This window comes from Kitasatospora sp. NPDC056181, from assembly GCF_042266225.1.
GTDB lineage: Bacteria > Actinomycetota > Actinomycetes > Streptomycetales > Streptomycetaceae > Kitasatospora.
The window spans coordinates 23,043-44,308 of record NZ_JBHJUK010000038.1 but is presented as its reverse complement, the minus strand read 5'-3'; the positions used below and the strand labels follow the sequence as shown (position 1 = coordinate 44,308).

General features: G+C 75.0%; 19 protein-coding genes. 11 read left to right on the top strand and 8 right to left on the bottom strand.

Annotated elements, in window-relative coordinates:
• Nucleotides 1–121: 121 nt before the first annotated feature.
• The 7 genes from ACFC1F_RS16975 (at nucleotide 122) to ACFC1F_RS16945 (ending at nucleotide 9,602) form a co-directional block, all read left to right on the top strand.
• Nucleotides 122–1,090, top strand: a complete 969-nt coding sequence (locus ACFC1F_RS16975; protein ID WP_376159080.1) for a GNAT family N-acetyltransferase — start codon at nucleotides 122–124, stop codon at nucleotides 1,088–1,090.
• Nucleotides 1,083–1,871: an aminotransferase class IV gene (locus ACFC1F_RS16970; RefSeq protein ID WP_376159078.1), complete on the top strand. Its 789-nt coding sequence runs from the start codon at nucleotides 1,083–1,085 to the stop codon at nucleotides 1,869–1,871. Before ACFC1F_RS16975 ends, ACFC1F_RS16970 begins: the two co-directional genes overlap by 8 nt.
• A gap of 277 nt (nucleotides 1,872–2,148) precedes the next feature.
• Entirely contained in the window at nucleotides 2,149–2,961 is an 813-nt protein-coding gene (locus ACFC1F_RS16965; RefSeq protein ID WP_209409827.1) for an ABC transporter ATP-binding protein, read from the top strand.
• A complete protein-coding gene (locus tag ACFC1F_RS16960; protein WP_376159076.1) occupies nucleotides 2,958–5,510 on the top strand; it encodes an FtsX-like permease family protein in 2,553 nt (850 codons plus the stop codon). Before ACFC1F_RS16965 ends, ACFC1F_RS16960 begins: the two co-directional genes overlap by 4 nt.
• Nucleotides 5,511–5,887: 377 nt before the next feature.
• Entirely contained in the window at nucleotides 5,888–6,376 is a 489-nt protein-coding gene (locus ACFC1F_RS16955; RefSeq protein WP_376159074.1) for a hypothetical protein, read from the top strand.
• Nucleotides 6,373–8,022, top strand: coding sequence for a multicopper oxidase family protein (locus tag ACFC1F_RS16950; protein WP_376159072.1), 1,650 nt, complete (start codon nucleotides 6,373–6,375; stop codon nucleotides 8,020–8,022). The genes ACFC1F_RS16955 and ACFC1F_RS16950 overlap by 4 nt, the downstream gene beginning before the upstream one ends.
• A gap of 218 nt (nucleotides 8,023–8,240) precedes the next feature.
• Nucleotides 8,241–9,602 (top strand): DUF2252 domain-containing protein, encoded by a 1,362-nt coding sequence (locus ACFC1F_RS16945; protein WP_376159070.1) that lies wholly within the window; start codon nucleotides 8,241–8,243, stop codon nucleotides 9,600–9,602.
• 30 nt (nucleotides 9,603–9,632) lie between these two features.
• Here ACFC1F_RS16945 and ACFC1F_RS16940 read toward each other — a convergent pair whose 3' ends face one another.
• Entirely contained in the window at nucleotides 9,633–10,571 is a 939-nt protein-coding gene (locus ACFC1F_RS16940; RefSeq protein WP_376159068.1) for an LLM class flavin-dependent oxidoreductase, read from the bottom strand.
• An 86-nt stretch (nucleotides 10,572–10,657) separates the two neighbouring features.
• Between ACFC1F_RS16940 and ACFC1F_RS16935 the strand changes: the two genes are divergently transcribed.
• Nucleotides 10,658–11,488, top strand: coding sequence for a helix-turn-helix domain-containing protein (locus ACFC1F_RS16935; protein WP_376159067.1), 831 nt, complete (start codon nucleotides 10,658–10,660; stop codon nucleotides 11,486–11,488).
• Here ACFC1F_RS16935 and ACFC1F_RS16930 read toward each other — a convergent pair.
• Nucleotides 11,467–11,901 (bottom strand): hypothetical protein, encoded by a 435-nt coding sequence (locus ACFC1F_RS16930; protein WP_376159065.1) that lies wholly within the window; start codon nucleotides 11,899–11,901, stop codon nucleotides 11,467–11,469. The two genes, ACFC1F_RS16935 and ACFC1F_RS16930, sit on opposite strands and share 22 nt — an antisense overlap.
• A 364-nt stretch (nucleotides 11,902–12,265) precedes the next feature.
• On the opposite strand from ACFC1F_RS16930, the gene ACFC1F_RS16925 reads away from it, so the two are divergent.
• Nucleotides 12,266–13,834 (top strand): hypothetical protein, encoded by a 1,569-nt coding sequence (locus tag ACFC1F_RS16925; RefSeq protein ID WP_376159063.1) that lies wholly within the window; start codon nucleotides 12,266–12,268, stop codon nucleotides 13,832–13,834.
• A gap of 90 nt (nucleotides 13,835–13,924) precedes the next feature.
• On the opposite strand, the gene ACFC1F_RS16920 is transcribed toward ACFC1F_RS16925, so the two are convergent.
• From ACFC1F_RS16920 to ACFC1F_RS16900, 5 genes are all read right to left on the bottom strand, one after another.
• Nucleotides 13,925–14,977 carry a hypothetical protein gene (locus ACFC1F_RS16920; RefSeq protein ID WP_376159061.1) on the bottom strand — a complete coding sequence of 351 codons (1,053 nt, stop codon included), beginning with the start codon at nucleotides 14,975–14,977 and terminating at the stop codon, nucleotides 13,925–13,927.
• A 262-nt stretch (nucleotides 14,978–15,239) separates the two neighbouring features.
• Nucleotides 15,240–15,704, bottom strand: coding sequence for a hypothetical protein (locus ACFC1F_RS16915; RefSeq protein ID WP_376159059.1), 465 nt, complete (start codon nucleotides 15,702–15,704; stop codon nucleotides 15,240–15,242).
• A gap of 97 nt (nucleotides 15,705–15,801) precedes the next feature.
• A complete protein-coding gene (locus ACFC1F_RS16910; protein WP_376159057.1) occupies nucleotides 15,802–17,379 on the bottom strand; it encodes a Clp protease N-terminal domain-containing protein in 1,578 nt (525 codons plus the stop codon).
• Nucleotides 17,376–18,695: a tetratricopeptide repeat protein gene (locus ACFC1F_RS16905; RefSeq protein WP_376159055.1), complete on the bottom strand. Its 1,320-nt coding sequence runs from the start codon at nucleotides 18,693–18,695 to the stop codon at nucleotides 17,376–17,378. The genes ACFC1F_RS16910 and ACFC1F_RS16905 overlap by 4 nt, the downstream gene beginning before the upstream one ends.
• A gap of 1 nt (nucleotide 18,696) precedes the next feature.
• Nucleotides 18,697–19,059, bottom strand: a complete 363-nt coding sequence (locus ACFC1F_RS16900) for a hypothetical protein (protein ID WP_376159053.1) — start codon at nucleotides 19,057–19,059, stop codon at nucleotides 18,697–18,699.
• Nucleotides 19,060–19,162: 103 nt separating this feature from the next.
• Here ACFC1F_RS16900 and ACFC1F_RS16895 point away from each other — a divergent pair, with 103 nt between their 5' ends.
• Nucleotides 19,163–19,753, top strand: a complete 591-nt coding sequence (locus ACFC1F_RS16895) for an HAD family hydrolase (protein ID WP_376159051.1) — start codon at nucleotides 19,163–19,165, stop codon at nucleotides 19,751–19,753.
• Between the two features lie 234 nt (nucleotides 19,754–19,987).
• Nucleotides 19,988–20,266 carry a hypothetical protein gene (locus ACFC1F_RS16890; protein ID WP_376159049.1) on the top strand — a complete coding sequence of 93 codons (279 nt, stop codon included), beginning with the start codon at nucleotides 19,988–19,990 and terminating at the stop codon, nucleotides 20,264–20,266.
• Between the two features lie 64 nt (nucleotides 20,267–20,330).
• Here ACFC1F_RS16890 and ACFC1F_RS16885 read toward each other — a convergent pair whose 3' ends face one another.
• Entirely contained in the window at nucleotides 20,331–21,248 is a 918-nt protein-coding gene (locus ACFC1F_RS16885) for a diacylglycerol kinase (protein ID WP_376159047.1), read from the bottom strand.
• Nucleotides 21,249–21,266: the final 18 nt, after the last annotated feature.

Below are 21,266 nucleotides of genomic sequence, written 5' to 3'. Positions count from 1 at the left end.
GGGTCATGACGGCCAGGTCGAGACCCGGGGTCGGGTTTCCCCTACCATCAACCCCGTTCGTGCTGACGTTCGGTGGCGATCGAGTCACGTTCGGTGGCCGGAGGCCGATATCGTGGACTCCGTGGTGAGGTCCTGGGATGCGGCGGTGGAGCGGGCGCAGGAGCGGCTGGGGTCGGCGCCCCGGTTGCGGGCGGTGGAGGAGGGCGACGGCCGGCGGTTCGCGCTCTGGGACCTCGCGTCCCGGGCCGAAGGGGAGCTGGCGGAGCCGGTCGACCCCGAGGATCTGGGCACGGACGCCGAGCGGGCGCTGCGCGAACGGCTCGGCGAGAGCGGCCGGGAGTGGCCGGACGGCGAGCTGTACCGGCGCCGTTACTGGGTGCTGGACGAGACCGGCGGGCGGCCCGTCGGCACGGTGGCGGTCGACAACTGGACGAAGGGACCGGGCCAGTTGGCCGTCTCCTCCGTCTACCTGCGCCGCTGCGCCCGTGGCCGCGGGCTGGCCGCGGCCGCGCTGGACGAGGTCTACCGGGCCGCCACCGCCGAAGGCCTGCCCGGCTACCGGCTGGAGGCCCACTGGACCTGGCAGCACGCCGTGCGCTACTACCTCCGCCGCGGTCTCTGGGCGGTCTCCTGGAAGCACGCCCTCGGCCTCGCCCGGATGCCCCAACTCCCGCCCTACCGGGTGGCGGACGAGGACGACCGGCTGGTCCTGCTGGTCGCCGACGGGCCGCACGGCTGGGTGCCGCTGCTCGCCGCCGGCCGCGAGGGCCGCTGGCTCCGGCTGGACGAGACGGCCGCGTACCGGCAGAGCGAAGGCTGGGTCCACGCCTTCGCCCGCTCGACCCTGGCCCTCCATCTCGCCCTGGCCGGCCGCCCCCTGGTCCGCGGCCCGCAGTGGTGGGCCGAGGCCTGGCGCTGGGCGGACACCGGCGAACCGGAGGGGCTGGCGTACCGGATCGAGCACTTCGAGCAGCCCGCCCGTACCGGTGGCTCCCGTATGGGCGGCCCCCGTGACACGGGCTCCCGCGCCGCCGGCTCCCCCGTGTCCGGCGCCCCGGGGGTGCGGCTGGGAGACTCGGTGGATGGCTGAGATCGAGATCGACGGCGTGCCGGCCGATGCCGGGCAGGTCGCGGCCCTGGGGCTGCTGAACTACGGGCACTTCACCACCCTGCGCGCCGAGGCCGGCCGGGTGCGCGGCCTGACGCTGCACCTGGACCGCCTGGTGCGGGACGGCCGGACGCTGTTCGGCACCGGTCCGGACCGCGAGGTGCTGCGGCGGCGGATCCGCAGCGTACTGCCGACGGACGGGTCGGCGGTGATCGTCCGGGTCACGGTGTTCGACCCGGCGCTGGGCCCTGAACGCCCGGGGGCCGACGCCGCGCCCCGCCTGCTGGTGACCACGCGCCCGGCCCCGGCAGCAGCTCCCGCGCCCCTGAGGGTCCGCACCACCGAGTACCGGCGCGAGCTGCCGGAGGTGAAGCACGTCGGACTGTTCGGTCTGGTCCGGCAGCGCCGGCTGGCGCAACTCGACGGCTACGACGACGCGTTGCTGGTCGGCCCGGACGGTCTGGTCACCGAGGGCGCGACCTGGAACGTCGGATTCCACGACGGGCGGCAGCTGGTCTGGCCGGAGGGCGAGGCGCTGCCCGGCGTCACCGCCGCCCTGCTCGGCCGCGCCCACCCGGGCCCGCAGTGGCGCGGGCCCGTCGCCGCCGGGGACCTGGGCCGGTTCGAGGCCGCGTTCGCGCTCAACGCGGGTGTCGGCGTCCGCCCGATCGCGGCGGTCGACGGCACCGCCTTCGACCCGGCCCACCCCGTCCTCGCCGCCCTGCGCACCGCGTACGAGCGGATCGAGGCCGAGGAGGTCTGACCCCGGAGCGGCCCGATCGCGAGCGGATCGAGGCCGAGGGGCCCGGCCAGCCCCGGAGCGGCCTGGTCCCGAGGAGCCCGACCCGGCAGCGGCCCGAACCCGTGCGCAGGCCCGGCCTGCGGATGCCCGACCCCGCGGGGTCCGGCCCGAAAGGGCGGGCAAGGGTGGGGAAAACCCCACCCCGCGTCCGCCAGTGGCCTCCATGGTGGCTCCGGGAAGGCCTTCCTAGGCTGGAACACGTCGATGACCAGCGACGATTCCCTAAGGAAGGCCCACCATGGCACCCCGCCGCGACCGCCGCCCGACCGAGCACACCGGGCAGACCGAGCAGTACGGGCGCCCCGCCCACGCCGCGATCGAACTGCGGGCGGTCCGACGCAGTTACGGGCGCGGCGCCGAGGCGGTGCACGCCCTGCGCGGCGTCGACCTGGCGCTGGAGCGCGGCACCTTCACCGCGGTCATGGGGCCGTCCGGCTCCGGCAAGAGCACCTTCCTGCAGTGCGCGGCGGGCCTGGACCGCCCGGACGGCGGCGAGGTGTACCTGGGCGGCGAGGAGATCACCCGGCTGAGCGAGAACCGGCTCACCAAGCTGCGCCGCAGCCGGATCGGCTTCGTCTTCCAGTCCTTCAACCTGCTGCCCTCGCTGACGGTGCTGCAGAACGTGCTGCTGCCGCAGCGACTGGCCGGCGAGCGCCAGGACCGGGGCAGGGCGCGGGAGCTGCTGGCCCAGGTCGGCCTCGGCGAGCACGCCGGGCGTCGGCCCGGGCAGCTCTCCGGCGGTCAGCAGCAGCGCGTCGCGATCGCCCGCGCGCTGATCACCGGCCCCGACGTGGTCTTCGCCGACGAGCCGACCGGCGCGCTGGACACCCGGACCGCGCACGAGGTGCTCGGCCTGCTGCGGAACGCCGTGGACACCATGGGCGCGACCGTCGTCATGGTGACCCACGACCCGGTCGCCGCCTCCTTCACCGACCGCGTGCTCTTCCTGGCCGACGGCGCGCTCGCGGGCGAGCTGCACCACCCGGACCCGCAGGCCGTCGCGGACCGGATGGTCAGGCTGACCGCGCGCCCGGTGGGGGTGGCCGCATGAGCAACGGACTGGCGCGCGCCTCGGTGCGCTTCCGGCCCGCGTCGTTCGCGGGCACCTTCATCGCCCTGGTGTTCGGCGCGGCCGTCATCACGGCCTGCGGCACCCTGCTGCAGACCGGCCTCACCGCGAGCGTGGCGCCGGTGCGCTACGCGCAGACCCCGGTGGTGGTCGCGGCCGACCCGAACGTGTCGGTCACCCGCAAGGTCGCCGACGGGACCGAGACCACGAAGCAGGCCGTGCCCGAGCGGGCCCGGGTGGACGCGGCCCTGGCCGGGCGGATCGCCGCCCTGCCGGGCGTCGCGTCGGCCCGTCCGGACACCGCCTTCCCCGTCCCCGCGGGCGCCACCGGCGGCCTGCCCGGCCTGACCGGCCGCGGCTTCGCCTCGCTCGGCATCGCCGGCCCGGACGAGCGGCCGGCCGAGGGCCGCGCCCCCGGCACCGGCGAGGTCGTCCTCGACGCCGACACCGCCCGCGCCGCCCACCTCGCGCCGGGCGCCACCGTGACGCTCACCGCGCCCGGCGGCACCGGCACGTACCGGGTCTCCGGCCTCGCGGCGGCGCCGGGCGGCGGCCCGCAGGCCTGGTTCGCCGACGCCGTCGCCGACCGGCTCTCCGGCCACCCGGGAACGGTGGACGCGATCGCCGTCCAGCCCCGCGACGGCGTGGACCGCAGGACGCTCGCCGACCAGGTCCGCCAGGCCGTCGGCGGCGCTGCGACGGTGTTCACCGGCGACGCCCGCGGCGCCGTCGAACAGCCTGCGCTCAACGAGAGCCGCACCATGCTGACCGCGCTCGGCGGCTCCTTCGGCGGCATCGCCACCATGACCGCCGTCTTCGCCGTGATGAGCACCGTCGCCCTGGCCACCGGTCAGCGCGCCCGCGAGTTCGCCCTGCTCCGCGCGATCGGCGCCACCCCGCGCCAGATCCGCCGCACCATCGCCACCGAGGCGGTGCTGGTCGCGCCCGTCGCCGGTGCGCTCGGCATCCTGCCCGGACTGGCCCTGGCCCGCTGGTGGTTCGGCGAGATGGCCTCCCGCGGCGCCGTTCCCGGGGACGTCGCGCTCTCCGTCGGCCCGCTGCCGATGCTCGCCTCCGTCGCCACCTGCACGCTCGCCGCGCTGGCCGCCGGATTCCTCGCCGCCCGCGGGCCGGCCCGGCTGCGCCCGGGGCAGGCGCTCGGGGCGGCGGCCGTCGAGCCCGCCCGGCCCGGCAAGGTGCGGACCGTAGCCGGGCTGCTCCTCGCCGCCGGGGGCGTCGCGCTGGCCGCCGTCGCCACCGGCCTGGACGGGATGAACGCCGCCAACACCGCGCTCGGCGTGGTGATGTGCTTCCTGATGGCCGTCGCGCTGCTCGGCCCCTGGGTGGCCCGGGCCGCCGCCGGGGTGCTCGGCGCCCCGCTGCGGGCGGCCGCCGGCGCGCCCGGCTCGCTGGCCGCCGACAACACCCGGGCCAACGCCCGCCGGCTGGCCTCCGCGATCACGCCGATCGTCATGGTCACCGCCTTCTGCGGCACCCTGCTCTTCATGCAGAGCACCGTCCGCCACGTCACCGGCGAGCAGGTCCGCACCGGCATCACCGCCGACCACGTGGTCGGCCCGGCCGGTCCGGGTCTGCCCGCCGCCACCGCCGCGCGGGCGGCCGGGGTGCCCGGGGTGGAGGCGGCCGTCGGCGTGCTGCGCACCGGCGCCGTCTACCGCGCCGGCGACATGCCGGCCACCGCCACCGCCCTCGGCGTCAACGGCGACCCGGCGAAGCTGACCCGGGTCCTCGACCTCGGGGTGCGCAGCGGCTCGCTCGCCGACCTCGGCCGTTCGGCCGACACCGTCGCCCTGGACACCGCGCTCGCCGACACCCTCGGCGTCAAGGTCGGCGACCGGGCCCCGCTCTGGCTCGGCGACGGCACCCCGGTCCGGCCGACGGTGGTCGCCACCTACGAACGCGGCCTCGGCTTCGGCCAGGTGCTGCTGCCGCGGGCGGCCGTCGCGGCGCACGTCACGGCCGGGTACGACAGCCAGGTGCTGGTCGCGGACGCGCCCGGCGCCGACCGGGCCGCCGTCGCCGCCGGGCTGGCGGCGGCGGCCGGTCCCACCGGGGCCGGCGGCGTCACCGTCACCGACCGGGCCGGGTACGCCGCGCAGGCCGACCGGGCCCAGGAGATCAGCGCCTGGGCGAACACCGTGATGGCCGGCGTGCTGGGCGGCTTCGCGGCCGTCACCGCCGCCAACACCCTGGTGATGACGGTGCTGGACCGGCGCCGCGAGGTGGCGCTGCTGCGCCTGGCCGGGACGACCCGGCGGCAGGTGCGCGGCATGATGCGCTGGGAGGCGCTGCTGGTCGCCGCGACCGGCCTGGCGGTCGGCGGGGTGATCGCCTGGATCACGCTGGTCCCGATCACCCGGGGCATTGCCGGTGCCGCCCCGCACGTCCCGGCCGGCACCGCCCTGCCGCTGGCCGCGGGTGCCGTGCTGCTCTGCCTCGGCGCGACCGGTCTGCCGGCCCGCGCACTGCTCCGGACCCGCCCGGTGGCGGCGGGCGGTGGCAAGCAGTAGCGGGTACCCGGGGTGGCCTGCGGGCCGCTGCGGGCTCACGGACCAACGGGCGGTGCGCGACCACGGCGTACCGCCCGTTCGGGTGAGAAACGGGCCCCGGAACGGCGCAAGGGGGTGGCTGCGGGCATCAACACCGTTCAGGTGCGCTGATCGTGATGTCGGATCAGCTACGCTCGCCGCCGCGCCGTCCGGGGCCGAGCCGCCTCCGGGGGCGTTTCCCGTTCCCTCCGCCCGGTCCCTCCGTCCGTCCCTCCTGCAGCCCGTTCCTTCAGCCCGTTTCGCCGGGCCGTTCCGTCCGCCCCTTCCGTGTGCCGTTCCGCAGGCCCGTCCCCGGTGCCCCGCCCCCGCCGCCCCGGCCGAGCAGAGAGAAGCCCTCCATGAGCAGTCCTCCCGTGGCCCCCGCCCCCCGTTGGCCGCTGATCCTGCTGCGGGCGACCGCCACCGCGCCGGCCGTCCTGGCCCTCCTGCAGACCGTGCTCGCCGCCGGCTTCCTCAACGGCCACTACGAGGCACTGGCGATGCACGCGGCGGGCGCGACGGCGCTGGCCGCCGTCGCGGTCTGCCAGCTGGTGGCGGGAGTGCTGGTCCGGTGGCCCGGCCGCGGCCCGCGCTGGCCGCTCGGCGTCTCGGCGCTGCTGACGGCTGCGGTGATGCTGCAGATCGGCCTCGGCTACAACCGCGCGCTGGGCCTGCACGTGGTGCTCGGCGTGCTGCTGGTCAGCGGCACCCTGTTCGCCCTGGTCGGCGCCTGGCGGCAGCCGCTGCCGGCCCGCTCGCCCGCCCCCGCCGGAGCGGGCGGCCCCGAAGACGCCGACGGTGCCGGCCTGCTACCCCGGCCGGGAGGGCACGTGGGGGTGGCCCCGTGAACCGCCGACGGTTCCTGGGCATCGGCGCGGCCGCGGTCGGCGCGGGCGCGCTGGGGGCGTTCGCCGTCCCGGCCGCCGCCCGCCTGCTGACCGAGGGACAGCCGGGCCTCCTGCTGAGCAGCGCGGTGGAGCTGCCGGAGGCGTTCCAGGTGCCGCTGCCGCTGCCGCCGGTCCTGCGGCCGGTGCGCAGCGACGGCAGCACCGACTACTACGAGATCACCCAGCAGGTCGCCCGGCTGGAGATCCTGCCCGGCCTGCACACCGAGTCGTGGACGTACGGCGGCAGCTACCCCGGCCCGACGCTGGCCGTCCGGGCCGGCCGGGAGACGGTGGTGCGCCACCGCAACGAGCTGCCCGTCCCGTCGGTGGTCCACCTGCACGGCGGGCACACCCCGGCGGACAGCGACGGCTACCCGATCGACCTGATCCTGCCGACGGCGTCGGGCGGTTCGGGCGACGCGAAGGGGCACGCCGCCATGGCGGGCATGGCGGGCATGGCGGGCATGGCGGGCATGGCCGGGAGGGCGGGGATGGAGGGGATGGAGGGGATGGAGCACGGCGCCGCCCTCACCCTGGCCCGGACCACCAACGGCGACCGCACCTACACCTATCCCGGCAGGCAGCGCGCGGCCACGCTCTGGTACCACGACCACCGGATGGGCTTCACCGGCCCCGGCATCTGGCGAGGCCTCTCCGGGTTCCACCTGGTCCACGACGACGAGGAGGACGCCCTGCCCCTGCCGCGCGGCGACCGCGACCTCCCGCTGATGCTCGCCGACCGCGCCTTCGCCGAGGACGGCTCCCTCCGCTACCCGGCGATCGACCCGGCGGCGCTCACCGTCCCGGGCGTCACCGACGAGTACATGAACGGCGTGCTCGGCGACGTCCTCCTGGTCAACGGCGCGCCCTGGCCCCGGCTGGACGTGGACCGCGCCCGCTACCGGCTGCGCCTGCTGAACGCCTCCAACGCCCGCCTCTACCGCCTGGAGCTCGACCCGCAGCCCGCCGGCGGCGACGCGCTGGTCCAGATCGGCGGCGACGGCGGCCTGCTGGAGGCCCCGGTCGCGCACGACGCCGTCGAGATCGCCCCGGCCGAGCGCTTCGACCTCGTCGTCGACTTCTCCCGCTACCCGCCCGGGACGTCCGTCCGCCTGATGAACCGGCTCGGCAGCGAGCGGACCGCCGAGGTGATGCGGTTCGACGTCTCCTCCCGGCCGGTCCAGGACGACTCGGCCGTGCCCGAGCGGCTCGCCGCCTTCGAACGGCTCGACCCCGCCGCCGCCGCGACCACCCGCACCTTCGGGTTCCGCCGCAGCCGCAACGACGGCTGGACCATCAACGGCAGGCCCTACGTGCCCGGCCGCGCCCTCGCCCGTCCCGCCCTCGGCACCACCGAGATCTGGCGGTTCTTCACCGACCTCCACCACCCCGTCCACCTCCACCTGGACCACTTCCAGGTGCTGTCCCGCAACCGCCGGGAGCCGGGCCCGTACGACGCCGGATGGAAGGACACCGTCGACCTGCGGCCGACGGAGGCGGTGGAGGTGCTGGTCCGCTTCACGGACTACCCGGGGGCGTACATGCTGCACTGCCACAACCTGGAGCACGAGGACATGGCGATGATGGCGGACTTCGTCGTCGAGTGAGGCGCCGAGGTCCCCCGGCTTCACCTGTTCGGCCGAGCGTGGGTGGGCGTGCCGCAGGCCTGCCCGCGCCTCGACGTGCCGGGCCCCGGCGGGTGACCTAGCGTCGCAGGGAGATGCCCGCCCACCGGCCGGGGAAGCCGCACCCGGGCCCGCGGCGCCGGCCGACGGCCGCGTGGCCGCGTGGCCGCATGGCCGCGTACGAGACCGAGGAGCCGTGCATGACCACTCCCGCCGAACGCCGCCGCCGCGGCCGGGCCGCCCGCGCCCGGGTCTCGCGCGCCGCCCACGGCCTCTGGATCCCCGCCGCCGACCGCCCCGACCCGGTCGCGGTGCTGGAGCGGCAGGGCGTCGGCCGGGTCGCCGAGCTGCTGCCGATCCGCTACGGGAGGATGGCCGAGTCCGCCTTCGCCTTCCTGCGCGGCGCGGCCGCCGTCATGGCCGCCGACCTCGCGGCCGGCCCCGACACCGGCATCACCGTCCAGCTCTGCGGTGACGCGCACCTGTTGAACTTCGGGGTGTACGCATCACCGGAACGCGCACTGCTCTTCGACCTCAACGACTTCGACGAGACCTACCCCGGCCCGTTCGAGTGGGACGTCAAACGGCTGGCCGCCAGTGTGGCCGTGGCCGGCCGCGGCAACGGCCACGACGCGGACCAGGTCCGCCGGGCCGCGTTGACCGCCGCCCAGGGGTACGCCACGGCCATGCGCAGGCTGGCCGCGCTGGGCGAGCTGGACGTCTGGTACGCCCGGATCGACACCGACGACATCCTCCCGCTGGTGCGCAAGGCCAAGAGCCGCAAGCAGGTCGAGGCCAACCTCGCGAAGGCCCGCCGCCGGACCAGCATGCACGCCTTCGGCAAGCTCACCGAGGTGGGGGAGGACGGCCGCCGCCGGATCATCACCGAGCCGCCGCTGATCGAGCCGCTGCCCGGGAACGAGCTCCGCCGGGTCGGCAAGATCTTCAGCGACTACCGGGCCAGCCTGGCCGAGGACCGCCGTGTCCTGCTCGACCGCTTCCACTTCGTCGACGCGGCCCGCAAGGTGGTCGGCGTCGGCAGCGTCGGCACCCGCAGCTTCATCGTCCTGCTGGAGGGCCGCGACGAGCAGGACCCGCTCTTCCTCCAGCTCAAGGAGGCCGGCCGGTCCGTACTGGAGGAGCACCTGCCCGAAGGCCGCCCGCCCGCCGAGGCGCCGGTCTTCCACGGCGGCCGCCGCGTCGTGACCGGCCAGCACCTGATGCAGGCGGCCAGCGACATCTTCCTCGGCTGGACCACCGGCCCGGCCGGCGTCCACTTCTACGGCCGCCAGCTGCGCGACATGAAGGGTTCGGCCGACGTCTCCGGCATGACGGCGTCGGGCCTGCGCGCCTACGCCGACCTCTGCGGTCGCGCCCTGGCCCGTGCCCACGCCCGTTCCGGCGACCGTCTCGCCGTCGCCGGCTACCTCGGCGGCGCCGGCACCTTCGCGGAGGCGATCGCCGACTTCGCCGTCCACTACGCCGACCAGACGGAGACCGACCACGCCGCGCTGCTGGCCGCCATCGAGGACGGCACGGTGGAGGCGAAGCGCGGGATCTGATGTGGTGTCACACCGGTTCGGCCGGCGGCGTCACGACAGTTCGGGCAGCAGGGCGGTGAGCCGCCGGAGCTGCTCGCGCTGGGACGGCAGGTCGAGCGCGCCGAGCCGGGCGACGACGTGGCGCGCGCCCGCGTCGCGGTAGCGGGCGAGCCCGGCGAGGACGTCCTCCGGGGTGCCGGTGACCACGGCCTGGATCTTCTCCAACTCGGCGAGTGGCATTCCGTAGTTGGCGTGCGCGTAGGCGTCCATCGCCTCGCGGCCGCCCGCCACGCTCTCGTCGATGCGGACCGAGACGAAGAGCGCCGCGGTGACGTCCGACGCCCGGCGCCCGGCGTCGGCCGCGACCCGGTGGACCTCCGCGAGTCCGGAGCGGTAGTCGGCAGGGTCCGGTGGGTACGGCAGCCAGCCGTCGTAGAGCCGCCCGGTGCGGGCGAGCGCGGCCGGGGTCGCGCCGCCGAGCCAGACCGGCGGGCCGCCCGGGCGGAAGGGGGCCGTCGCGGCCGGGATCGCGGCGAGGTCGTGGAACTCGCCGTGGAAGGAGGTCTCCCCGTTCCACAGGGCCCGCCACAGCGCCACCGTCTCGTCCAGCCGCGCGAACCGGCGCGCCCAGGGCACCTCCGACAGCTCGTACAGCGGCCGTCCGAACCGTCCCGGGAAGCCCGCCCCGACCGCGACGGCCAGCCGGCCGCCGGAGAGCAGATCGATCGAGGCCAGCGCCTGTGCAGCCTGGACCGGCCGGCGCAGGAACGGCAGGAGGGCGCCGGTGCCGAGGGTCACCCGCGAGGTGACCGGGGCGAGCGCGGCCAGCATGGTGAGCGTCTCGATGCGCGGGCTGAGCAGCGAGTCGTTGGCGAAGAGCGAGGAGTAGCCCGACTCCTCGGCCTCCCGGGCGAAGGCGATCAGCTCGCGCGGGTCGCCGGCGGTGCCCCACTGGGCCCTGCCGGTCGGGAGAAGTACACCGATGTCCATGCCGGAGAGCGTCGCCGGTGGCGGATGTCGTCACAATTCCCTTGGGGGAATGGCCGGTACTCCGCCGCACCGGCTACAACTGGCACGTGGACTTTCCCCAGACGCTCCGTGAGCGCCGCACCCGCAGCCGCATCAGCCAACTCGACCTCGCCACCCGCGCGGGCACCACCCAGCGGCACCTCAGCTTCATCGAGTCCGGCCGCTCGGTACCGGGGCGGGGCATGGTCGTCCGCCTCGCCGAGTCGCTCGACCTTCCGCTGCGCGAGCGCAACGAGCTGCTGCTGTCGGCCGGTTACGCCCCCGCGTACCGCGAGAGCGCGCTCGACAGCCCCGACCTCGCCCCCGTCCGCACCGCCATCGACCACATCCTCGCCGGCCACCTGCCCTACCCCGCCCTGGTGGTGGACCGGCAGGGCACCGTGGTCGCCGCCAACGCGGCCCTCGACCTGATCACCGAGGGTGCCGCCCCCGAACTGGTCGGCCCCGGGACCAACGCCTACCGTCTCGCCCTCCACCCCGACGGCCTGGCCCCGCGCATCCTCAACTTCGCCGCCTGGGCCCGCCACATCGTGGAGCGGACGGCCCACCTCGGTGAGCTGCACGCCGAACTCGCCTCGTACGTACCCGAGTTCGGTTCCGTCGGGGCCGACCATCTCGGCTTCGCCGTGCCGCTCCACCTGCGCACCTCGCGAGGCGACCTGCACCTGATGACGACGGTCACCACCTTCGCGACCGCCGTCGACATCACGCTCGCCGAGCTGAAGCTGGAGGCCTTCCTCCCGGCGGACGAGGCGACGGCGGCGGCGCTGCGGGCGGAGGGAGGCCCGGTGGCCGGTGCGGTGGCGGCCGGTCCGACGGTCGGTTCGGTGGTGGCCGGTCCGGCGGCCGACGGGGCTCAGGCGCCGGGGAACATGTAGTCGGCCGTGATCCGGTCCTCCTCGTCCAGCACCAGCACCTCCAGCCCGCTGCCGAGCGCCTCGCCGCCGGCGGCGGGCACCATCTCCCAGTTGAACGTGAGCATGTTGCGCAGCCGGGTCGCGTTGCCGCGGGCCCGGAAGGTGAACTCCCCGGCGGCGACGAACTCCTGGTAACTGCGGGCGACCCGGGTCTCGATGGCGTCGTGCCCGGAAGCCTCCAGCACGGTGTCGTCGAACCCCAACTCGGCGGCCCGCTCGCGGATTTCCACCGGAGGCTGGAGCAGGTGCACGCCGCCCTCCGCCCAGGCCAGCTCGATCGCCTTGCGGCGCGCCGCAGGGTCCGGCTCGATCCAGAGGGCGATGTAGCGGTCGGCGATGTCCTGTGCGGTGGGGGTGGTGGCGGTGGTGGTCATGGTGTGCTCCTCGCGCTGTGTCGGCGGTGTGCCCGGACAGCACTCATCCTGCGGTGGGCAGGTGATGGGAACAATTCCCGGCGGGGAATGACCCGGTCGACCGGCGGGGGTGGTGGCCCGCCGGTCGGCGGAATGGTGCGCCGGAGGCACCCGCCGAAGGTCTGGTGGCCTTTCAGTGAAGTCGGTCAACTTGTCTTTCGTGGCAGGGAATTGATGGTTCCTTGACCATTCGTTCACCGTTTGCATGTCTTCGACAAGCTTGTTTCCCGTCAGTAACATAGCGCGGGCGCGGCCGTTCGGGCCGCCGCTGAAGCCACTGGTCCCGGGCGCCCGTACGGGCGTCCGCCACTTCGAAAGAGCTTCGTTGAAGAGTCCCCTCGGCACGGCGGTCCGCCCTGCCCTCGTATCGCTGTTGCTGCTCGGTGTCGCTGCGTGCGGCCCGACCTCGGGCACGCAGCAGGCCGCCCCGGTCGACATGGAGGCCGTCGGCAACGCCGCTCCGGCGACCACGTCCGCCCCGGCGACCCCCGCCAACCCGGCCGGTCACGCGAAGACGGCCGGACCGGCCGCACGGCCGTCCGGCTCGCCCCGGGCCGGTGCCGGCGGCCAGACCGCGACGCCTTCGGCCGGCCGGCCGGCGGAGGCCGCCACGCTGCCGGTCGCGGCCGCCCAGCCGGGCGCGCAGCAGGCCGCCATCGGTGCGCCCGGCAAGGACGGTGCGGCCGTCGCCCCGGAGGCCGGCAACCTCAAGGTCACCGCGTACGACCCGGCCGCGGGCACGGCGGTCCTCTCGGCCGCCGCGCCGACCGGTCCGTCCGCCGGCCCGTCCGCCGGTCCCTCCGCCGGCGCGTCCGCCACCCCGACCGCCGCGGCCACCCCGGCCGAGGCCGTCAAGCCCGGCCAGCTCCTCGCCAGCCCGCCCACCGAGGCCGCGCCGCAGGGCGCACTGGTCGCCGTGACGGCCGTGAAGTCGGCCGGCGGCGGGGCCGTCACCGTGGCCACGCGGCCCGCGACCCTCTCCGAACTGCTCGGCAGCAGTGAGGCCGACGGCAAGGTGCCCGTCGACCCGAACGCGATCAAGGTGACGCCGCTGGTCAAGGACCTCAAGGCGACCGTCGCCCGCGAGAACGGCACCACCAAGGCCGACGCCTCCGGCACCCTGGAGGTCGACGTCAACGCGCCGATCCCGCTGCCCGACGGCCTGAGCGCGGCGGCCTCCGCCTCGCTCCAGCTGCACCCCGCCCTGCACTTCGCCTACCACGGCGCGGGTGCCGGCAGCCCGCGCACCGCGTCCATCGGCTTCGACCTGGGCGCCCACGCGCAGTGGAAGGTCAGCGGCGATCTCGCCCGCAGCACCGGCTCCGCGCCGATCCGCCTGCCGTTCGCCAAGCTCCAGGCCAGCCCGGTCGTCACGGTGGCCGGCCTGCCGGTCGTGGTCAACCTCGGGCTGACCTGCTACCTGGAGATCGGCGCCGACGGCAAGGTCCACGTCGAGGCCGAGCAGGAGATCACCGGTAACTGGGCCGTCCACGCCGACTACACCGGCGGCCGCGGCTGGACCTCCGGCACCGACGCGGCCGACACCAAGGTCTCCCCGGTCCACGTCCGGGTCTCCGGCAAGGCCGCCGTCCGGGCCGCACTCGCCGCCGAGGTCAGCGTCGGCCTCTACGACACCGTCGGCGTCGAGGCGACGGTCGCCCCCTACCTGCGGGCGCAGGCCGACGGCTCGCTGGCCGTCGACGTCCCGGGCGGTTCGCCGCAGCTCCAGGGCAGTTGGGCACTGCTGGGCGGCGTCGACCTGAACGGTGCGCTCACCGCGCACCTGAAGGTCTTCGGCACCCCGATCATCGAGGGCAAGCTCCCGCTCCCGCCCTTCCACCGCGAGTGGCCGCTGCTGAGCGGCGCCCTGCCCTCGGCCTCGCCGAAGAGCTGAGCCGTCCCTGAACAGCGAACCCCGGGCCGATCCCTTCGGCCCGGGGTTCGCTGCTGCTGCGGTGTCAGTCGACGGTGTCAGCCGGCGGTGTCAGCCGGCGGTGGAGGGCGCGCTGGGACGGGCCGCCAGGCCCGCCGCCGGAGCGGCCGTCGGAGCGGCCAGTGGGTCGAGCCGGCCGATCGCACTGCCCCAGATCTCGGTGAACCAGATCCCGCGATCCGCACCGGCGGTCAGGTAGTACGGCAGGCGGGCGGGGCCGGGGAGCGGGAACCCGGTGATGTCGCCGGAGGTGGTGATCCGCCCGATGTGGCTCGCCCCTTCGGCGAACCAGAGGTTGCCGTCCGGCCCGGAGGTGATGCCGGTCAGGCTGGTGGCCGGGTCGGGCAACGGGAACTCGGTGATGCTGCCGGACGGGGTGATCCGCCCGATGCGGCCCGCCCCTTCGGCGAACCAGAGGTTGCCGTCCGGCCCGGCGGTGATGCCGTCGGGGAGGCTGCCGGCGTTGGGCAGCGGGTACTCGGTGATGTCGCCGGAGGTGGTGATCCGGCCGATCCGGTTGCCGAGGTACTCCGTGAACCAGAGGTTGCCGTCCGGCCCGGCCGTGATCCCGCGGACGGAGCTGTTGGCGTGGGGGAGCTGGATCGGGATGCTGCTGCCGTTGGGGACCATCAGGCCGATGCTGTTGATGCCGTTCTCGGCGATCCAGAGGTTGCCGTCCGGCCCAGCCGCGATCCCGAGCGGGTTCGAGCCGGCGATGGGCAGCGGGTACTCGGTGATGTCGCCGGAAGTGGTGATCTGGCCGACCTGGTTGCCGGTGCTCTCGGTGAACCAGAGGCTGTTCAGCGGGCCGGAGGTCACGAGGGCGGGCGTGCTCCCGGGGGTCGGTACCGGGTACTCGGTGACGTCGCCGGTGGGGGTGATCCGGCCGATCTTGTTGGTGCCGCTCTCGGTGAACCAGACGTTGCCGTCCGGCCCGGCGGTGATGCCGATCGTGAAGGCGTCGAACGACGGCACCTCGTACACGACCACGTCCCCCAGGGCGGCGTGGGCGGTGACGGGGGCGACGAGCGGCAGGCTGAGCAGGGCGCCGAGCAGCAGGGCGGTGAGCCGGCGCGCGGCGCGGGCGCGGGGATGTCTGAGCACGGGAAGGGGCACCTTTCGGCCGACGGGCGGGAACGGGCCCGGCCTCGGCCTCGTCGGTTGCCGCTGCGGGCCTCGGGCGCTGCCGGGCGGCGCACCGCGTCGCGACAGCGGTAGGGGACCGGTCCTCCTCCTGAGGCACCCCGGCCTTCCGTACGCGGCCCACCCTAGGAGCCGGACCCCGCCGGACCCCGCCGCGGCGCGTCCCCCCTGACCCGGACGGCGGACTGCGCGACGGACGCCGTGGAGGTGACCGGCCACCCGGTCAGCCGGCGCCGGGGGAACGGGTAGCCGGGCCTTCGACGGCTCGCAGGTGCAGGACACCGTCCTCGCTCGCGCAGCGGACGGTGCCCGAGGCGAAGTCCAGTTCGACGGCGATCCGGCCGGTGAGCGGCTCGTACTCCTCCCGCGCGCCGAGCACGGTCTCGCCGAGGTGGCGGGCGAACGGCGTCGCGTCGTCCGCCGCGGTGACCTCGAAGCGTCCCCAGTCGCCCATGTCGTAGCCCTCGTACGGCGCGGACGGCTCCAACTCCAGGCACCAGTCCGTCCCACTCGCCACGCGGATCGCCCCGCCCAGGTCGTCGAGCAGCCAGACCTCCACCGGCAGGGGATCGAGCCGTTCCTCGTACACGTGCCACGCCGCGACGACGCCGGTCAGCCGACGGCCGATGAGGGAGGCGGGATCGAGGCCGGGGCCGTGGGCGCGGCAGTGGGCGGGGGAGCTGGGCACAGCGGCACGGTACCGGGGCCGCCCCCGGCACGCGCCGGCATTTCTCCCACTGCGCGGGAAGTCGCTCCCGCCGACTTCCTGCGCAGTGAGCGCGTGCTCAACTCATCGACCAGACCGAGGGATCGTGGAGGCCGCTGCGCGCGGGCCGGGCCGGGGTGCGGGGTGCGGGGGTTTCCGGGACACCGGCGTAGGTGGTGAGGGCCTCGGTCACCTCGGCGGCGGTGACGAGCCGGCCCTGCGGCCCCTCCGGCGCGGTACGGCGGCGGTGTTCGGCGAGAGCAGCGGTCAGGCGTTCGACCTCCTCCGCGTAGTGGCCTGCGAGCACGAGGTCCTGCGAGGCCGTCGCCGAGTCCAGGTGGCCCCGGCGTTCGGTGAGCCGTTGCTCGAACTCCGCGGCGACCGGGTCGGCGTGCTCGACGACCCGCCGGCTCCCTGCCACGGCGCTCGCCTGGTCGAGCAGGTCGATCGCCGAGCCGGGCAGGGCCTGACCGGGCAGGTGGTCGCGGGCCAGCTCGGCCGCGGCCCGGAGCGCCTCGTCGGTGATCGCGACGCCGTGGTGCTGCTCCAAGCGGGGACGCACGTGGGAGAGGACCTCCTGCACCTCGTCGGCGGAGAGCTCGCCGATCGCCAGCGGCTGGAGGAAGTCGTCGAGGCCCGGGTCCGGATCCCGGCGGCGGAACTCGGACGCGGTGCAGGCCGCGATGACCGAGACCCCGGGGAGCCGCAGTGCCGGCCGGAAGAAGGCGAGTGCCTCCGCCCGGCCGTCAGAGGTGTGCAGGACGGTGAGCGCCTTGTCGAGGAAGAGGACGAGACCGCCACCGTCACCCTGCTGGAGTTCGGCGAGCAGGCCGGACATCAACTCGGTGAACCGGCCGTGGTGCTGGGGGTCGGTGAACAGCGCGCCGACGTCGAGCGAGTAGACCTTCCGGCCGGCGACGACGGCCGGTGCGGTGCCCGCCGCGACGGCGTGGGCCAGACCGGCGACCACGCTCGCCTTTCCCACACCGGGGTCGCCGACCAGCAGGGGGACGTTCCGGTGCCGCCGGGAGAGCACCTGGGCGATCCGCTCGATCTCCGCCGTCCGGCCGACGACGGGGAAGAGCTCCTGGCCTGCGGCTTCCCGGCCGAGGTCGCGGGCGAGCCCGTCCAGGAGTGGCCGGTGCGTGAGGGGCGGCCGATGCGGCGCGGGCGGCAGGGGCGGTGCGTCCGGCACGAACGGCTCCGGATCGGACCCGGACAGGATGGCGGGCACGTCGTGCCGGATCCGGGCGAGCGGGATGCCGAACCGGTCCGTGAGGATCTGGGCAGCGACGCCTCTGCTGTCCTGGGTCAGGGCCAGCAGGAGGTGCTCGGTCCCGACGTACACGTGGCCGAGCGTCCTGGCCTCGTCGAAGGCCAGTAGCTGCAGGAGCTTCCTTGCACGCGGGGTAAAGGGGAGGTGGCCGGTCGGAGGCACTTGCCCGAGGCCGATGAAGTCTGCGACCTGCTCGCGGGCTGCTCCGAGCGTGACCCCGAGACGGCCGAGCACCACCGCGGCGACCCCTTCGCCCTCGTGCAGCAGGCCGAGCAGCAGGTGTTCGGTGCCGAGGTAGTTGTGGTTGAGCATCCGGGCCTCGTCCTGGGCCAGGTTCACCACCCGCCGCGCGCGATCGGTGTACTTCTCGAAGTCGGTCACCGCTCACCCCCCTCCGGGCCCAGCCCCGCCAGATCCGTCCGGGCCCGTTCCGTGTGCTCGTGCCCGATTCCCAGGATTCGTTCCCGCTCGTCCACCAACTGCCGCAGCAGCGCGCGTGCTTCCTCCACCGCACCGGTCAGCGCCAGGTTGCGCGCGAGCAGGTGCCGCGTCCGCAGGGTCTGCGGGTTCTCGGGGCCGAGGACCCGGCTGCGGTCGGCGAGCAGGATGCGCAGGATGGCGACGGCCTCCTCCCGGTGGCCGGCCTCCCCGAGGTTGACGGCGAGGAACTGCCGGCTGCGCAGGGTGTCCCTGTGGTCGGGGCCGAGCAGGTGGGTGTGGTCCGCGAGGAGCGGGCGCAGCAGGCGCGCGGCCTCGGCCGGGTCGCCGGCGCCGCCGAGGCTGTGGGCGAGCCACTGACGGCTGCGGAGGGTGTCCTCGTGGTCGGCGCCGAGGATGCGGGTCTGCTCGTCGAGGATGCGGCGCAGCTCCTCCGAAGCACCTTGCCAGTCACCGGACTTGCCCTGCTCGACGGCGGCTCTCACCCGCTTCCGCAGGTCCGGCCCGGCCGCCGCCGCGTACGCGCGGTTGGTGCCGAGGGCGATCAGGCTTGCCGTCCGGGTGGCGCGGTTGAGCGGGACGGGCAGGCCTTCCGCGGTCATGGTGGCGGAGAGCCGCCGGTAGAGGTCGTCGACGGTGAGGAGTTCGGGGCCGCCGGCCATCCCGTCGCGCAGCAGCCGGATCAGGCGTCCGGAGAAGGCGGTGTGGTCCTCGCCGGGCAGGGAGAGGGCGACCTGGTCGCGCTGGGCCGAGGTGAGGACGTAAGTGCCCTCCACTTCCAGGCGGTTGAGCTGTTCGCCCGCACCGCCCGCCATCGAGTCGGTGACGACCCGGCCGGAGAAGCAGCAGTCGAGGACGATGAGTTTGGCGGCGGCCCGGCTGTCGAGGACTGCGCTGCGCAGCTTGTCGTACTCCAGTGAGCCGAACTCCGGTGCCTCGAACTCGCTGTCGGGCAGGGCGAGGTAGAGGTCGTGGCGGCGTCCGGCGACGAGGCCGTGCCCGGCGTAGTAGACCAGCAGGAGGTCCTCGGCCTCCTGCGCGGCGGCGCGCAGCCGCCGGCCGACGGTGCGGATGTCGCCGTCGTCCAGCAGGACCGTGCAGTTGTGCTCGGGGACGAGGCCGTGCGTCGGGTCGGTGAACACCGCGGCGAGGTCGGTGATCGTCCGCCGGACGGTGTCGAGGTCGGGAAGGTCCTGATCGGTGTAGCTTCCCGCACCGATCAGGACGATCCGGGACCGCTGGGGATCCGGAAGGCGCACGTCACTCCTGCTCGGACGTGCCGCCGTCCAGCACCTGGCGCAGGATGGCCTCCAGGTCCTGGCCACGGACCCGCTTGGCGTCGAACTCGACCGTCTCGCCGCCGGGCCGGCGGATCTTCAGCCGGACGTCGCTCCGCTTGGGCTGGGCGAACCAGGTGCGCAGGGACGCGGCCAGTACCGAGACGGCGCCGCCGGCGCCGACCGCGACGGTCACGAGGTCCGCCACCGAGCCGAGCTCGCCCGCTGCCGGCACCGCGCCGGTCAGCCTGACGCCCGCGAGCCCCGGCTCCCCCCGCAGCCAGTCCGCGAGCGACTCGGCCTCCCCGGCGGTCTGCTCACCGGTCACGGAAATGTGCACGTCCATGGCGCCCCCCAAGTGGCCTGGAAATGGACGAAGTCGAGGCCGAAGTCTACTGACAACCGGGCGGCCCGCGGGCCGGGAAACGGACGAGAGATACCCTGATCCGATGATCATCCCGCTGCCGCCGGGCACGTTCCGGGCCTACCTGTTCGACTGCGACGGCACCGTCGCCGACTCCATGCCGCTGCACTACCGGGCCTGGAAGCAGGCGCTCGACGAGTGGCACTGCACCTTCCCCGAGGACCTCTTCTACGCCTGGGGCGGGCGGACCGTCGCCGACATCATCGCCTCGCTCAACGAGGAGCAGGGGCTGGCGATGCCGGTGGACGCCGTCGCCCGCCGCAAGGAGGACCTCTACGGCGAGCTGTTGCCGCAGCTCAAGGCCGTTCCCGGGATCCGGGCCCACGTCGAGTACGCGCACGGGCGGCTGCCGAGCGCGGTGGTCTCCGGCAGTACCCGGGAGTCCGTCACGGCGTCGTTGACGACCCTCGGGCTGCTCGACAGCTTCGACCTGCTGGTCTGCGCGGGCGAGTACACGAAGGCCAAGCCCGACCCGGAGGCCTTCCTGCTCGCGGCCGAGCGGCTCGGCGTCGATCCGCGGGACTGCCTGGTGTTCGAGGACACCGATCTGGGCATCCAGGCCGCGACCGCCGCCGGCATGGCGTCCGTGCGCGTCCCCTCGCCCCAGGAGCGGTGAGCGACCCTGCGCAGGAAGTCGGCCGGTCCGACTTCCTGTGCAGGATCGGCCGTCCGGCCGTCCGGCCGTCCGGCCGTCCGTCCGGCTCGTCGCCAGGAGGCGGAGAGTGCGGGGCTGCGGCCGTGGGGTGGGCGCCCGCGCTCTGGCATGGTGGTGTTCGTCATTGCCACCGGGGGAGGCGCAGTGCATCAGAGGGTGGCGGCGGTTGCCGTGGCGGGAGGTCCCGCGGGGGAGATGGGCACGGCAGGGCGGATCGCTGCCCTGGTCTTCGCCCTGTTGGTGGCGGCGCTGGGCTGGGGGATCGTCACCGACTTCCGGGGCTTCGCGACGTGGCACCGGCAACGGGCTCAGGCGAGTACGCCTGCTGCCCTCAGGCGGGTGAGCGACAAGGTCTCCGGCCGGGAACGGACGGACCGGGCCGTCGTGGTCGTCCAGAAGATCGTCGGATGCGGGTTCATGGCCGTCGGGGCCGGCATGTTCCTGGTGACGCTGCGCGACCTGCTGTTCGGCTGACCGGTCGCGAAGGCGGCGAAGGCCCCGCCGGAGATCCTCCGACGGGGCCCACAGCGGTCCGCGGTCAGGCCGGGGCGAGCAGGTGGAGCGCGCCCGGGACGACGGTGACGTCGACCGGCAGCGCGGCCATGAACTCGCCGTCCGCGTAGGCCGTGATGCCCGGCGACTCGATCCGCAGCGAGGCCGTGCGGTGGGTGGTGACCTCGGGGCGCTCCACGTGCGTCCCCTTGAAGAGGGTCGGGAAGAAGCGCGCGATCCGCAGCCTGGGCATCGCGGACACGAGGGTGAGGTCGAGGAGGCCGTCGGCGGGGTCGGCGGACGGGCAGATGAGCATGCCGCCGCCGTAGCTGCTGGTGTTGCCGACGGCGGCCAGCGTCAGGTCGCGTTCGATGACGGTGCCGTCGGCGAGGGTGACGCGGAAGGGGAGGGGCCGGAGGTTGGCGAACTCGACCAGGATGGCCAGGTTGTAGCGCATCCGGCCGCGCGGCCAGCGGAGCCGGTTGGTGCGGTCGCTGACGAGCGAGTCGAAGCCGCTGGCCAGCACGGAGCCGAACCAGTGCGACGATCCGTCCGAAGCCGTGACGCGCCCGAGGTCCACGGACCGGGTGTGCCCTGCGGCGACGACGTCGGCCGCGGCCTCGGGTGCGTCGCGCGGCAGGTTGTACGCGCGGGCGTGGTCGTTGCCGGTACCGGCCGGGACGACGCCGAGCGGCACGTCACTGCCGGCCGCGGCCTGGAGACCGAGGTTGATCATGCCGTCCCCGCCGACGACCACCAGCGCGTCGCAGGAACCGGAGGCGACGGCGGTTCGGGCCAGGCGGAGGGACTCCTCCGCCGAGGTGCCCGCCTGCTCGTCCACCTCGACGCCCAGGGCGCGCAGGCGGGCGGTGGCGCGCCGCGCCGCCGGCTCGGCGTGGCCGGCGGCCGCGGCGGGGTTGGTGAGGAGGACGACGCGGCGGACGGCCCCTCCCGGCCCACTCATGCGCCCACCTCGCTGCAC